Origin of the sequence: Fructilactobacillus hinvesii (assembly GCF_024029435.1) — a bacterium.
GTDB lineage: Bacteria > Bacillota > Bacilli > Lactobacillales > Lactobacillaceae > Fructilactobacillus > Fructilactobacillus hinvesii.
In genome coordinates this window covers 776,374-789,586 of the sequence record NZ_CP097118.1, presented here as the reverse complement: position 1 = coordinate 789,586, position 13,213 = coordinate 776,374, and the positions used below count along the sequence as shown (strand labels likewise).

General features: G+C 44.0%; 16 protein-coding genes. 5 read left to right on the top strand and 11 right to left on the bottom strand.

Features of this window, described 5'->3' with window-relative positions:
* Window positions 1–60: 60 nt before the first annotated feature.
* A complete protein-coding gene (locus M3M39_RS03930) occupies window positions 61–243 on the bottom strand; it encodes a hypothetical protein (RefSeq protein ID WP_252796577.1) in 183 nt (60 codons plus the stop codon).
* A gap of 692 nt (window positions 244–935) precedes the next feature.
* Between M3M39_RS03930 and M3M39_RS03925 the strand changes: the two genes are divergently transcribed.
* The 5 genes from M3M39_RS03925 to M3M39_RS07485 all read left to right on the top strand — a co-directional run bounded on the left by M3M39_RS03925 (window position 936) and on the right by M3M39_RS07485 (window position 2,630).
* Window positions 936–1,178: a hypothetical protein gene (locus M3M39_RS03925; RefSeq protein ID WP_252796576.1), complete on the top strand. Its 243-nt coding sequence runs from the start codon at window positions 936–938 to the stop codon at window positions 1,176–1,178.
* 92 nt (window positions 1,179–1,270) lie between these two features.
* The gene (locus M3M39_RS03920; RefSeq protein WP_252796575.1) at window positions 1,271–1,804 is read left to right on the top strand and encodes a helix-turn-helix domain-containing protein; all 534 of its coding nucleotides are present in this window, start codon (window positions 1,271–1,273) and stop codon (window positions 1,802–1,804) included.
* Between the two features lie 29 nt (window positions 1,805–1,833).
* Window positions 1,834–2,025 (top strand): IS3 family transposase, encoded by a 192-nt coding sequence (locus M3M39_RS07490; RefSeq protein WP_420842993.1) that lies wholly within the window; start codon window positions 1,834–1,836, stop codon window positions 2,023–2,025.
* Window positions 2,018–2,461, top strand: a complete 444-nt coding sequence (locus M3M39_RS03915; RefSeq protein WP_252796574.1) for a DDE-type integrase/transposase/recombinase — start codon at window positions 2,018–2,020, stop codon at window positions 2,459–2,461. Before M3M39_RS07490 ends, M3M39_RS03915 begins: the two co-directional genes overlap by 8 nt.
* The gene (locus M3M39_RS07485) at window positions 2,448–2,630 is read left to right on the top strand and encodes an IS3 family transposase (RefSeq protein WP_420842992.1); all 183 of its coding nucleotides are present in this window, start codon (window positions 2,448–2,450) and stop codon (window positions 2,628–2,630) included. Before M3M39_RS03915 ends, M3M39_RS07485 begins: the two co-directional genes overlap by 14 nt.
* A 116-nt stretch (window positions 2,631–2,746) precedes the next feature.
* On the opposite strand, the gene M3M39_RS03910 is transcribed toward M3M39_RS07485, so the two are convergent.
* The 10 genes from M3M39_RS03910 to M3M39_RS03865 all read right to left on the bottom strand — a co-directional run bounded on the left by M3M39_RS03910 (window position 2,747) and on the right by M3M39_RS03865 (window position 13,201).
* Window positions 2,747–3,739, bottom strand: coding sequence for an aldo/keto reductase (locus M3M39_RS03910; protein ID WP_252796573.1), 993 nt, complete (start codon window positions 3,737–3,739; stop codon window positions 2,747–2,749).
* On the bottom strand, window positions 3,729–4,700 hold the full coding sequence (locus M3M39_RS03905) for a ribose-phosphate diphosphokinase (protein ID WP_420843007.1): 972 nt from the start codon (window positions 4,698–4,700) through the stop codon (window positions 3,729–3,731). Before M3M39_RS03905 ends, M3M39_RS03910 begins: the two co-directional genes overlap by 11 nt.
* Window positions 4,701–4,752: 52 nt before the next feature.
* The gene (gene recD2 / locus M3M39_RS03900; RefSeq protein ID WP_252796571.1) at window positions 4,753–7,200 is read right to left on the bottom strand and encodes an SF1B family DNA helicase RecD2; all 2,448 of its coding nucleotides are present in this window, start codon (window positions 7,198–7,200) and stop codon (window positions 4,753–4,755) included.
* Window positions 7,201–7,206: 6 nt separating this feature from the next.
* Window positions 7,207–7,893, bottom strand: coding sequence for a tetratricopeptide repeat protein (locus M3M39_RS03895; protein ID WP_252796570.1), 687 nt, complete (start codon window positions 7,891–7,893; stop codon window positions 7,207–7,209).
* A 10-nt stretch (window positions 7,894–7,903) separates the two neighbouring features.
* A complete protein-coding gene (locus M3M39_RS03890; RefSeq protein ID WP_252796569.1) occupies window positions 7,904–8,560 on the bottom strand; it encodes a histidine phosphatase family protein in 657 nt (218 codons plus the stop codon).
* Between the two features lie 938 nt (window positions 8,561–9,498).
* Window positions 9,499–9,666, bottom strand: coding sequence for a transcriptional regulator (locus tag M3M39_RS03885; RefSeq protein WP_252796568.1), 168 nt, complete (start codon window positions 9,664–9,666; stop codon window positions 9,499–9,501).
* A gap of 85 nt (window positions 9,667–9,751) precedes the next feature.
* Window positions 9,752–10,876, bottom strand: coding sequence for a tRNA 2-thiouridine(34) synthase MnmA (mnmA, locus tag M3M39_RS03880; protein ID WP_252796567.1), 1,125 nt, complete (start codon window positions 10,874–10,876; stop codon window positions 9,752–9,754).
* Between the two features lie 111 nt (window positions 10,877–10,987).
* Window positions 10,988–11,326 (bottom strand): DUF1831 domain-containing protein, encoded by a 339-nt coding sequence (locus tag M3M39_RS03875; RefSeq protein WP_252796566.1) that lies wholly within the window; start codon window positions 11,324–11,326, stop codon window positions 10,988–10,990.
* Window positions 11,326–12,486, bottom strand: a complete 1,161-nt coding sequence (locus tag M3M39_RS03870) for a cysteine desulfurase family protein (protein WP_252796565.1) — start codon at window positions 12,484–12,486, stop codon at window positions 11,326–11,328. The genes M3M39_RS03875 and M3M39_RS03870 overlap by 1 nt, the downstream gene beginning before the upstream one ends.
* A gap of 13 nt (window positions 12,487–12,499) precedes the next feature.
* On the bottom strand, window positions 12,500–13,201 hold the full coding sequence (locus M3M39_RS03865) for a 5'-methylthioadenosine/adenosylhomocysteine nucleosidase (protein ID WP_252796564.1): 702 nt from the start codon (window positions 13,199–13,201) through the stop codon (window positions 12,500–12,502).
* Window positions 13,202–13,213: the final 12 nt, after the last annotated feature.

The following is a 13,213-nucleotide window of genomic DNA, read 5'->3' as shown; positions in this document are numbered from 1 at the left end:
CATCAGAACGGGACAAAATGTCCCGGCTGGTGGGTATTTTTAGATTTAATTCATACCACTCTAGTCTAAATTAAGCAGGCGATTCAATTCAGCAATCGTATGAGCTTCTGGTAATTTTTCATTCCCAATTAAATCGCCAACAACCTCCCATAATGAACTTTTCAAATCGGTACTAGTAAACGAATCCCGTTTCTGTACTGCCATTTCTCCATCTGCCCGTGTGCTTTCTTTTTTAATATCCATGTTCCTAGACCTCCTAGTTTTTACAAATATCTAATTAAACTATTCTCATTATAAAGAAGGCACTGATGAAAAAATCAATTAGTTTAGAACAGCTTTATCATTATAACTATATCTTGTGTTTTATTATTATCTTTATCATTGGTATTTTGACTTTAATTTCAACCTTCGTATTGTTAGTTATTCTTTTTATGAATCCTAACAATCCTAAATTACTCTACTTATCAATTTGGGATTTTAAATTTTTTATCTTTTTGGAGCTGATGATTATTCAAGAAGTAAATTAAAGAAATATCGAGATGCCTATCGAATTTCCATCTTTAAAAACTATTACAACTTTTGCCAAATGAAGTTTAAAAAGATCAATACTATTTTAGCAATTATTTTTTCAATTAGTTGGGGCTTGATGCTTATCACTCACACTCAATTCAAATTAAATGGTTGGCTTGTCCCGACCTTTTTCTTTGTGGTTGGCATGATGACAGGCATTTTCTGTCTTTACCTCTTTATGTTTTTCTTTGAAAAGAACCGGAAATGGCATCGAATTCAGATCAATGGGAAGTTACAGAACCTGCATTAGTAATGCAACCATATTCTAAAATGAATGTTAATTAAATACTAACAATTATCGTAAAATAATTAAATTTTAGATTAGCTATGCTATAATTAAACTCACACTACCAAAGGAGATTTTTATGTGGATTTTAGTTATCATTGTCATCATCTTGCTACAATTGTTATTATCTAGACAGATTAAGTTCCCTGTTCTCGGTTTCATTTTACCCATCATTTACTTGGGATATGCTATTTACATGATGGTTACCACTGATACCAGCCTTTGGATGGGACTGTTGCTTTTAATCGGCGGCGAAGCTGTTTTGTTAGACATCCAATATAACGCATTTACAAAGCAGAAAGCAACGCACAGCGAAAAATAACTTGATTTTTAACAAAGAAGGCTTGAGTCCCACTAGGATTTGAGCTATACCCCATAAGTTAAAGTTAAAACTTTAACTTATGGGGTATTTTTATGACTAAAATTTCAAAAGAAATAAAGTATGAAGCAATGGTGGAATATTTCTATGGGAGTAAGTCCCGTAAATATATAAGAGAAAAATATGGATTCCATCGTATGGCACTTAGCATGTTGATTAATGGGTTTAGAACCTTCGGCTCAGATGTATTGTTTAACCCACCAAAAGTAAATGCCGAATTTAGAATTAAACTTACTGAATGGAAAATCAGAAACAACGCATCTTATACTCAGGTAGCTGAAAAATTTGGATATCTTGGGTTATTCCAAATTTCTCAATGGGAAAAAATATATCGCCAAAATGGTCCAAATGGGTTATTGTCTTTAAAAAAAGGACGGAAACCCAAAATGACAAAACCAAAGAAAAACCATCAAGAATTAACTCCAGAACAAAATAAAATTAGACAATTAGAACAAGAAAATTTAGAACTTCGGATTAAAAATAAAGCGTTAAAATTACTCGCCTCGATGAAGCAACCAATCGACAAAAAGCACAAGTATTATGCCAACTCGAGGCCGAATTTAGATTAGTTGATATCTTAAAAGTGGTTCAAATCAATATGAACACCCTATGTTATTGGAAACGTAAATTTAAAAATTATAGTACAGAAGAAATCAACTTGAATGACTTAATTTATCGGATTTGGAGTGAAGATAAGCACTTAGGAATCCTACGGATTACGGGTATCTTGAAGAATGAGCATCAACTAAAAATTAATCATAAACGCGTTAAAAGAATCATGAATGAATGAATTAAATATTTTTGGAATAGGATACACGAAAAAAACTAAAAAATATGACTCCTCTAAGGGTCCCGAAGGAAAACGCGTTAAAAATAAATTACATCGTCGCTTTTATAGTAATCGACCATATCAAAAGATGGTTTCAGATGTAACGGAATTTAAAGTTAAAAACGGAGAAAAAGTTTACCTAGAACCAATTATGGATTTATATAACAATCAAATTTTGACTTATTCAATCGCAAATAAAAGTCCTGATTTAAAATTTGCGATCAAACCATTGGAAGAGCTTCGGCTTAAATTACCTAAAACCGGTTATAAGCTGATGCTTCATACTGATCAGGGTTGGCAGTATCGCCATCGTCGATGGCGAATTGAGCTTAAAAAGGCTAAAATTACGCAAAGTATGTCACGGAGAAGTTGTTGCCTAGATAATGGCTTGTATTGAGAGTTTCTTCAACAAATTAAAAGTAGAAATTGGTAATCTTGAACACTTCGATTCCTCTAAGGAATTAATTGTAAAAATCAAAAAATGGATTAATTATTACAACACAGAACTCGTTCAAACAAAATTAGGCGGCTTGTCGCCGATAAAATATCAGAAACAAGCCGCCTAATTGCGACAAATATTTACTTTAACTTATGGGGTACACCTCAGATTCAAGCCTCTTTTTTGATCCAAACAAAAACGCCCGTACCAAGCACGCGCTCAGTCTAGGCGTTCTAAATCTAATTAGTCTTTAACAATCCGGTCAATTTCAGCCAATTCATCAGTCGTGAAGTCCAAGTTATCCAAGGCCTTCAAGTTGTCTTCTAAGTGTTCTACCTTGGAAGCACCCGTAACCACACTCGTTACCGTTGGGTCATGCAATAACCAGGCAGTGGCCATTTGGGCTAACGTTTGGTTCCGGTTCTTGGCTAAATCGTTCAACTGGTTCAACTTCTTTACAGCTGCAGCTTCCCCTTTATCCAGGATAAAGCTGTTCGTAAAGTGCAGGTGAATGTCATCGGGAATCCCGTTCAGGTACTTGTCCGTCAGTAATCCTTCGGCCAGTGGTCCATAAGCCACTAATCCGTCGTGGTGATCAGCCAACGTTTGTAAAGTTCCGTCGTTTTCGGGATCGCGGTTCAACATGTTGTAAGAACTTTGGTTCACCACAAATGGGGTGTGCAGTTCCTTAAACAGTTGAATCATTTTAGCAGTTTGGGGACCATCATAGTTAGAAATCCCGATGTAGAGGGCCTTTCCAGCTCTAACTAAGCTGTCTAAGGCTTCGGCCGTTTCTTCTAAGCGGGTGTTCGGATCAAACCGGTGGCTGTAGTAAATATCCACGTAATCCAAGCCCATCCGTTGTAAACTGCGGTCTAAAGCAGCTACTAACGTCTTTTTCGAAGAAAAGTTACCGTAAACTCCGGGCCACATGTGGAAACCCGCCTTGGTCGTAATAATTAATTCATCCCGGTACGGCTTTAAATCACGCCGGTATACTTGACCAAACATTCTTTCAGCGGCCCCAGAACCAGGACCATAGTTGTTAGCTAAGTCAAAGCTGAAAATCCCGCGGTCAAAAGCGGCCAACATAATCTTTTCACTGTCTTGGAAGTTAGCATCGTCACCAAAACTGTGCCACGTTCCAAATGACAAAGCAGGCAGTTGTAAACCTGAATTACCGGCCCGACGGACCTTCATGTTGTCATAACGTTGTTCGTTTGCTTTATATACCATCCGTAGTTCCTCCTCTAAATAAACGATGAGTGGATTTGTGTTCCTGAATCAATTTTAACGCATTCCCCAGCAATTCCCCAACCGAGATCACCGTTAACTTCGACAGTTGGTCGGCATTAGGAATCACAATTGAATCCGTTACGATGACCTTCGAGACGTTGGGATCGCTCAAATCTACCGGCATCCGATCTGCAAACACAGGGTGGGTCGCCACCGCAATTACGTCGTTAGCTCCGGCCTTCTTCAAAGCTTCCGCTGAAACCTTCATTTTACGCCCTGTGACAATCAAATCATCAATCACAATCGCGTTCTTTCCGTCTACCGATCCAATCACAGAATCTGGAATGTGATTGGAAGAATCTGGTTCCCGGTTGTCCACGATGGCAATTGGGAGGTCCAATAGATCCGCAACCACGCGGGCCCGCGCCACTCCGTTATGATCAGGTGCCACTACTACGGCATTTTCATCTAAATGCTGGTCATGTAAATAATCACTAATCAGGCGACTAGGGAGCAAGTGATCCACGGGAATGTCAAAGAAGCCCTGAATCTGAGCGGCGTGTAAATCAAGCGTAATGACCCGATTAATGCCACTGGCCTGTAAAATGGAGGCTAACAACTTAGCGGTAATTGGTTCTCTAGAGCGGGCTTTGCGATCTGAACGCGAGTAACCGTAGTACGGAATCACCACGTTAATCGTGTGGGCACTCGTTCGCCGCACGGCATCGATCATGATCATCAGTTCCATGAAGTTTGTGTTCACGGGATTAGATAACGACTGAATAATGTAGACGTCCTTGCCCCGGACACTCTCGTCGATGGAAATTTTAATTTCGCCATCACTAAAATGGTTGATGGTCGCCTTGCCGATCGGCATTCCACTAACTTGCGCAATCTTTTCGGCAAGCGGACGGTTGGAATTTAAGGCAAAAATAACTGGCTGTGGTTTTGTAGTCACAATGCTGGTTCCTTTCCAAATTTAGAAATTGACTTCACCTTTAATTATAATCAACTTACTCAAGTTTAGCACCCATGAAATCATGAGGGGTGACGCCTTCCATCCCAATCATGGGATCAATGGCTTCCCGTTCAATCGCCTGCATCGTTAAAATGGTCGTTTCAGGCGTGGCTAATCCTTCAGCTGCCGTCGTTTCCGTTGCATCTACGGATTCAGCGTCAGCCTGATCGACGTTAAACGCCGAGCGCAGTCGATCTGGCAACCCGGTCTTGCGCCGACTCGCCTCGCGTTCCAATGCTTCGGCAAAGACCGAGGCATCCCCAACCATCACTAACTTGCTGGCGGCTCGCGTTACGGCGGTATAGAGCAGGTTCCGGTCTAACATCCGCCGATACGGAGCGACCACCGGCAAAATCACCATCGGAAACTCACTTCCCTGCGCCTTGTGAATTGAGGTACAGTAAGCCAGCGTCAGTTGATTCCAATCCTTGCGCACGTACGTCACTTCAGTTTGATCAAAGGCGACTGTCAGCTTATCCAGATACTGCTTGCCATCTTGGTCCTGTTCAATCCCGACAATCTTGCCCATGTCCCCGTTAAAAACGTTATTCTCCGGATCATTCACTAGTTGCAAGACCTTATCGCCAATCCGCAGACTAACCCGGGCCGTTTCCACCTGTTTTCGGTCTGGACTGGGGGGATTAAAAATCGCCTGAACGGCTTGATTCAAGTGGTCAATTCCGACTTCTCCCCGATACATCGGAGCTAAAACCTGGATATCAGTCGCTTGAAAGCCCTTTTCTTTTGCTTTCGTAATAATTTGTTCGAGTACCGGCACTACCTGATGGACCGTGCACCGAATGAAACTGCGATCCGGTTCCCGGGCCAGCAAATCATCAGGTAACACACCATCCTTGAGATGATGCGCCAGTTCAATGATGGTCGAATCGGCACTCTGCCGGTGAATCTGGTTCAACTTCATCGTCGGAATTAAATCTGACCGAATCAAATCTGAAAAGACCTGGCCTGGTCCCACCGATGGCAACTGGTCCTGGTCACCCACCAGAATCACTTTCATTCCCGTCGGTACCGCCCGGAGTAACTTCGTAAAGAGTTCTGTATCCACCATTGACATTTCGTCAATAATCAGCAGCCGCCCGTCTAGAGCATTGCCGGCCTCTGCCTCATCGTCGTCGCCATTCAGTCCCAGCAAGCGATGAATCGTGCTGGCGGGTAAATCCGTCGCATCTCCCATTTTCTTCGCCGCCCGTCCAGTAGGTGCAGCTAGCAACACGGGATACGGATCATCTTCCCCCTTGTAATCGCGTGGATCGAGTGATAAATCGTGCGCTTCAGCATAGGCCTGCACGATTCCGTTGATGATGGTGGTTTTCCCGGTTCCGGGTCCTCCGGTTAGGATAAACAGCGGTTCGGTTAGAGCAGCTTGAATCGCCTGGACCTGTGACTCGTCGTAATGAATCCGAGCCGTTTTTTCGACCTGCTTAATTAACTTCTGGACGTTATCTGGTTCCGTCGCATCGGCCTGTAAAATCCGATGAACGTTTTCGGCAATCTGCCACTCGTCTTGAAAGAGCGTCTTCAAGTAAATCCGATCTTGATCAACCTGAACTTTACCATCCTTGACCAATTGTTTCAGGGCATCCGCCAGCTTGGCATCATCAATCTGCTGGTTCGGATCGGTATCCAAAATCTGGAAGCTGGCGTTCATCACTTCTTTGGTTGTCGAGTAGGTGTTTCCACTACTGATTGATAACCGGTCCAACGTGGTTAACAGTCCCGCACGAAGCCGCCCCGGATTGTTATAATCAATCCCGACTTTATTCGCAATCTGATCCGCCCGCTTAAAACTAATGTTTTGCACGTCTTCGACCAGTCGGTACGGATCATTTTCAATCACTTCGAGCGCTTGTCCGCGGTACTTTTTAAAAATAGCAGCAGCCAGTGAACTTCCAAAGCCATAACTGTTTAACCCAACGATGACCTGTTCAGCTCCATTATTCTTCTGGAGTCCCTGCGTGATCACATCCCGTTGCTTCGGCTTCAATCTGAGACCGTTCAGTGCTTTCGGATCCTTTAAAATCTTTGGAATCAGATCCGTTCCGAGTTGATCCACGACCTTTTCCGCCGTCTTGGGACCAATTCCCGGAAAGTCACTTCCCGAAAGATACTTCACCAATCCTGCTTTGGACGTCTGCGCCACCCGTTCGTAATTGGTGGCCTGAAACTGCTTGCCGTACTTCGGGTGGTCTACAACCCGACCAAAAAAGCGGTAACTAAGTTCATCGTTAATTTCCGCGAAGTTCCCGGTCACCACAATTTCTGATTCATTCCACTCAAAGTTATGCTCCTCCACCTGGACCAGCAAGACCTTGTAAAAACTGTCGTTGCCTTCAAAAAAAGTGGTCGCCACTTTTCCCGTTAGTTGCGCGGTTTCTGGTTGTTCTGCAGTTGGGTCGTCAAAAAGACTAATTGACTGTACCACCGGCCTCTACTCCTTTTGCTGCTTGCGCAGTACTTTTTCAATGTCTGCAATGCGTTCCCGATGGGTCATAAAGTACTTTTCATCCAGCTGGCGGGACTTTTCAAACTCGGGTTCCGCTTGATCCCGATGTCCGTTACTTAGTTCAATCACACCCAAGTTAAAGTGAGCGGCCGCATCGTCTGGATTAGCGTTTAGCGTCTGCTGGTAAAAATCAGCGGCAGAATTTAAGTCGCCACTCGCCAGTAAACAATCACCAATTAAACGATTCAGTTCGGGGTCCTGCTTAGCTTTGTCGTGGGCGGTAATCAAAAAGGCCAACGCCTTTCCGTAGTTCTTTTCGCCATAGTAACTTTGCCCTAACATAATGTACGCATCCTGCTTCAAAACGGGGTCCTTGACCTGTTGAAATTGTTGAATCGCCTTCGTAAATTCCCCAGCCGCGTAGTAGACGTTCCCCAGTCCATAGGTCAACGTGTTCTTCGCCTTTTGACTCCGGTCCGCAAATAAACCGAGGGCCTTCATCAATAGTTCTTCGGCCTGCGTGTAACTCTTGAGTTCAATCAAAAAGGCACTGAGGTCGTAGTAGGGCCGGTAGTCGTTAGGATGTTCATCAATGTCTGTAATTAATTGGTGCAACGTGGCGGCGGCCCGCTCCTGTTTTTCGTCTGCTTCTGCGTCTGAATGTTCTGCCATTGTGCTCCTCCTACACTAAATCTGAATCCCGCACCGGGTGCTCCAAGTAGCTGGTGTCGTTCCAATCCAGTAATTTAAAACTCTGACCATGGTCGTTGGTTTCTAAAATCGTGGTACTGGTATTTGCCAAGCCACCCCGTTTTCGTAAATCTTTTAATGGAATGCCCAGTAACGAGTTAATCAAAGCGTTCAAGGCGGCTCCGTGACTGACAATTAAAATCTCGTCATCACCATTAAAATTAGCAGTAATCTCACTAATCTTGCTTCGCATCCGCTTAATTAAATCTAGAAACGATTCTCCCCCAATTGGAGTCGGATCGTACTGGTCCGGATGATTGCGAAAATCGTTAAAGGTCTCTGGATATTGGGCTTCCGCGTCCGTAAACTTCATGCCTTCAAATTTACCAAGCCGAAACTCTTCGAGGCGATTATCCAAACTCAACGACATCGGATGCCGCAGTTCATCATTAATCACCGCAGCCGTAATCCGAGCGCGCTTAATCGGGCTGGCGTACACGTGCGCAAAGGGAATATCTTTTAGATAATTCCCCACCAGCTTCATTTCCTGATAGCTTTCTGGCAGTAATTCGGAGTCTCCACCGGCTCCCTGGTAGCGACTCTCTAGGTTCCATTCGGTTTTTCCGTGGCGCACAAAGTATAATTTCATGGTCTTCATCCTCGTTTATAATCTACTGCTATTATGCCAGTTTCAAGGGGGAGACGCAAAAGAGTAAGTTAGTAATCGGACGTTAAAATTTCAGAATTACTGATCTAACATTGAGTTTTGGGACCATTCGAAATAATTAAGATGGCATTTTTATAAAAATTTTATTTAAGGTGTCTACATAAAATATTTACTAAATATATTCTAATGACTTATACATTTATTCTTAAAATTTATTCTTAAAATTAGAATTAAAAAATATTTGAACAAAAAGCAATGGAATTAAAAAAAGGAGTAAAACGTAAGATGAATCATCAATATTTTTAACATTAAGATTCTTTATTAAAAGAAATATTCCACTTATTAAAAACCACGTAGCTTGGCTCAAATTTTTTGAAAGATCTAGTATTGATTCAATGTTATTTTTATTGTACTTATTAATGTTATTTTTATTTATAAGATATTCTAATAGTTTCCAATATAAAAAAAATAGAGGAAAAATAGTTAAAAAAATTAAAATAGAAAAAGAATAAATACTGTTCTCATTAATAAATTTATAAAATTGAGAATTAATAGAAGATATATAGTTAATTATTCCTAAAAAAATAAATGTTGAACAAACCCCCCCAAAAAACAATAAAACAGTCAAAATAATTCCACATATATTTATCAAACATGAATTAGAAAGTTCTGACATTCTAGTTGCATGCTTATAATAAAAAGCATTAAAGAAATAATCAAAAATATCATATTTTAAAATATAAAAAATAATCAAAAAAATTAAAATAAACAATATAAATGCAATTATCTCCATAAAATAAGCGCTTTCTATATGAAATGATTTTTAATAGCTAATTAAATAATATAATGAATTTATATATTTTAAAACCCTACTGATAAAAGTGTAATTTTATCAGTAGGGTTTTAAAATATTATAATATTTAATTTTCTTCTTTATCCTTCGCAACTACGGCACGCATATAGTTACGAATGTCATAGGTCACAATGGCACCCTTTTTCTCAAGGACTTTTTTGTAATCGTCGTAAAGATCTTGCGGAATTCGCATCGTGACGCTCTTGTATTCAGTGGTATCTTTTTCTCGAGCCATCGGGTTCATTCCTCCCTTCCTAGTGTGAATATTGTCCCACGTTCTTAGCGCAAAATAAAGGGATTAAACGCGAATTAACGCTTTCTTAAACATATTGTAATTTCTCTTCATTTTTATAAGCAGCATCAATGGTTGCTACCCCAAGACACTCAGCTCCGTCGTAAAAGACGACGGCTTGACCGGGAGTAACGGCGCGAGCGGGTTCCTCAAAGGTAACCTTGACGTGGTTTTGATCATCGTCAATCTGAACCGTCACGGCGACATCTTTTTGTCGGTACCGGAACTTCGCGGTACAGTGGAAAGTTTGTCCACGGGTGTTGCCGTCCACAAACGAAAGATCCGAGGCCGTCAGGTAGTCAGCATACAGGTATGGGTTTTCGTAGCCCTTGCCCACGTAGAGGACGTTCTTTTCGAGGTCCTTCCCAATCACAAACCACGGCCGGTTGTCCTGACCGTCGCCTCCAATTCCAAGACCACGGCGTTGCCCAATCGTGTAGTACATCAAGCCGGAGTGCTCACCCTTAACTTCACCATCGAGCGTCATCATCTTTCCTGGTTGCGCCGGTAAGTATTGACTCAAGAAGTTATCAAAGTTATTGGGTCCAATGAAACAAACCCCCATCGAGTCCTTCTTGTCCGCCACGTAGAGGTTCGCGTCGTGCGCAATTTGCCGGACTTCGGGCTTGGTCATGCCTCCAACTGGGAACATTACCCGGTCTAATTGGTCCGCTGACAACTGACTCAAGAAGTAGGTTTGGTCCTTGTTGAGGTCGGTCGACCGAATCAAGTGGTTCTTGCCATTTTCATCCCGTTTCAGTTGGGCATAGTGACCCATGGCGATGTAGTCCGCTCCCAGATCCATTGCGTACTCCAAGAAAGCCTTGTACTTAATTTCCGTGTTACAAATCACGTCCGGGTTCGGCGTCCGACCCCGTTTGTATTCAGCTAAGAAGTACTTAAAGACCCGGTCCCAGTATTCCTTTTCAAAGTTCACGGAGTAGTATGGAATCCCCAGTTGGTTGGCCACGTGAGCCACGTCCTTAAAGTCTTCCGTCGCGGTACAAACTCCGTTTTCATCGGTATCGTCCCAGTTTTTCATGAAAACTCCGACCACGTCATAACCCTGCTGTTTCAAAAGGTACGCTGCGACCGAAGAGTCCACGCCACCGCTCATGCCGACGACGACCCGAGTTTGACTGTTATCTTGCATAATATCACCATCATCCTAATAGATTTAGAATCTACGATTGAAGGTCGTAATTCCAGTACTAATAATGATACGCTATCCAAACTGGGCTTGGCAAGCGTTCGGCACACCCGGCTAGTTTTTAGTTAAGACCTGCCGAATCACCAAATTTTGCATCAGGAATTGGTACTGTTCGCGTTCTTCGGCAAACTGATCGCCCGTAAAGATGTCGACTGTTTTGAGTCCCGAACCAGTCAAAATGGCCAGCTTCAACTGGGTTAAGTCGGCGTTAATGCTTAGTTTAACCTGCACGTTCGCCTTCGGGTTCATCGGATTTAGCGACTGGGTTAACTCGTAGTTGCCCAGCTTGGTCTGTTTAAAGTTTAAATCACTCAGCGTGTAGCGTTTGACCGCCGGATTAACCCGGTAGGTGGCGCTGTCTCCGTCTAAGTGGACTTGATCTGCAAATGACATTAGTGGCGCCTCCGTTCTGCTAGTCTATGAATAATCTTACTGGTTGTCGTTACGAACTGGTCAATCTCAGCGGCCGTCGTGTACTTTCCAAAGCTCACCCGGATTGATTCGTTCAACCGCGGACTGTCTTTGCCAAACATCGCGGTTAAAACGTGCGATGGTTCCAGATTCCCGGCGGTGCAGGCAGAACCACCCGAAACCGCGATGCCATCGAGATCAAGATTGTTTTGTAAGACATAGGTTGACGTCCCGGGGAACCAGAGATTCAGGACGTGGGGTGATCCCGCCCCCGCTTCGGGTCCGTTGACATAGACCGTAATCTCCTGATCAGCAAACCTGGTCAGGATTTGGTCGCGAAAACCACGGAACCGCTCCCGCAGCTCCTGCTTCTTGGCACTCGGCAGTTGTTGAACCGCCGTCGCAAAGCCCGCAATTGCCGGCACGTTCTGGGTTCCAGCCCGGCGCTTGTCTTCCTGGTCGCCGCCCATGATGTAACTCGGAAACTTCAGGTCAGCTCGTCGGTAGAGGAAGCCCAGTAATTTGGGTCCGTACAGTTTGTGCGCGGACGTCGACAGCAAGTCAATGTGGTCGCGTTCCACGTCGATATCTTCTAAGCCATAAGCCTGCACGGCATCCGTGTGGAACCAGGCTTGGTGATCTTGGAGTAATTCCCCAATCTCATGGATTGGCATCATACTGCCGACTTCGTTATTGACACTCATGATTGAGACTAACGTGGTTTCATCGTCAAGCGCGGCTTCCAAGTCGGCCATCCGAATCGTTCCGTGTTCGTCAACGGGAAGATAGGTTACCCGGTAGCCGTGTTGTTCCAGGTAGTGCATCGGTTTTAAAACCGCTTCGTGTTCAATCGCTGTGGTAATCAAGTGCTTCCCCAGATCTTGCCGCGCTTCCGCCGTTCGAATGATGGCGGTGTTGTCGCTTTCGGTGCCGCCACTGGTAAAGACAATCTCGCTATCCTGAGCGTTGATGCTGGCAGCCATTACGTGCCTACTAGCTTCCAACACCTGGTTAGCAGCCCGTCCCAGTTGATACAGCGTTGACGGATTACCAAACGTCTTTTGGTATTGTTTCGTTAGTTCGGCGAGAACGGGCGCAGAAATCGGCGTCGTCGCCGCGTGATCTAAATAAATTTCGCTCATCGCCCACTCCCCCTTACGCGACGTTCGCGTTGGCAAACAACCGGAGTAACATTTCAGCCGATTGCCGCCCAGCAGCGACTACAAACTCTTCAAAGCTCTGGCTGGCGTTTTCGTCACCGGTATCAGACATCGCTCTGACCACCACGTACGGAACGTCAAACTGGTGGGCAACCTGACCAACCGCGGCTCCTTCCATTTCTCCGGCTAAGGCATCCGGGAAGTGCTTCAAGATGGTCGCAATCATGTCTTTTCCGGCAATAAATTGGTCGCCAGTCACAATCAACCCATGGTGCACGTTCAGGCCTTGATCAGCTGAAGCAGTGGCAATCCGGTCGCCCCAGGTCTTAGAAGCCGGGAAGCGAGCGGGTTGGTTCGGTAGCTGTCCGTAGACCTCGCCGTCCGCGGTACAGTCCACGTCGTGGTACGCCGTTTCGGTTGAAATTACAATGTCTCCGACCTGTAGTCCCTTTCCGATTCCAGCGGCAGCGCCTGAGTGAATCAGGACGTCGACTGAAAAATTCGTCATCAGTAAAGCGGCCGTGATCCCGGCTTCGACTTTTCCAATGCCGGATTTTACGAGGATCACCCGTTGCCCACTAATCTCACCGGTGTAAAAGTCCACCGCCCCGACCGTGGTGGTCTGTTCGTTTTCTAGGGACTCCTTGAGTTCCTTGATTTCTTCGTCCATTGCACAAATAATTCCAAACGTTTTCATTAATTTCTACTC

Coding starts and splice junctions, on each gene's coding strand:
- M3M39_RS03930 (WP_252796577.1), bottom strand. CDS start 243: ATGGATATTAAAAAAGAAAGCACACGGGCAGATGGAGAAATGGCAGTA.
- M3M39_RS03925 (WP_252796576.1), top strand. CDS start 936: ATGTGGATTTTAGTTATCATTGTCATCATCTTGCTACAATTGTTATTA.
- M3M39_RS03920 (WP_252796575.1), top strand. CDS start 1,271: ATGACTAAAATTTCAAAAGAAATAAAGTATGAAGCAATGGTGGAATAT.
- M3M39_RS07490 (WP_420842993.1), top strand. CDS start 1,834: ATGAACACCCTATGTTATTGGAAACGTAAATTTAAAAATTATAGTACA.
- M3M39_RS03915 (WP_252796574.1), top strand. CDS start 2,018: ATGAATGAATTAAATATTTTTGGAATAGGATACACGAAAAAAACTAAA.
- M3M39_RS07485 (WP_420842992.1), top strand. CDS start 2,448: ATGGCTTGTATTGAGAGTTTCTTCAACAAATTAAAAGTAGAAATTGGT.
- M3M39_RS03910 (WP_252796573.1), bottom strand. CDS start 3,739: ATGGTATATAAAGCAAACGAACAACGTTATGACAACATGAAGGTCCGT.
- M3M39_RS03895 (WP_252796570.1), bottom strand. CDS start 7,893: ATGGCAGAACATTCAGACGCAGAAGCAGACGAAAAACAGGAGCGGGCC.
- M3M39_RS03890 (WP_252796569.1), bottom strand. CDS start 8,560: ATGAAATTATACTTTGTGCGCCACGGAAAAACCGAATGGAACCTAGAG.
- M3M39_RS03885 (WP_252796568.1), bottom strand. CDS start 9,666: ATGGCTCGAGAAAAAGATACCACTGAATACAAGAGCGTCACGATGCGA.
- mnmA (WP_252796567.1), bottom strand. CDS start 10,876: ATGCAAGATAACAGTCAAACTCGGGTCGTCGTCGGCATGAGCGGTGGC.
- M3M39_RS03875 (WP_252796566.1), bottom strand. CDS start 11,326: ATGTCATTTGCAGATCAAGTCCACTTAGACGGAGACAGCGCCACCTAC.
- M3M39_RS03870 (WP_252796565.1), bottom strand. CDS start 12,486: ATGAGCGAAATTTATTTAGATCACGCGGCGACGACGCCGATTTCTGCG.
- M3M39_RS03865 (WP_252796564.1), bottom strand. CDS start 13,201: ATGAAAACGTTTGGAATTATTTGTGCAATGGACGAAGAAATCAAGGAA.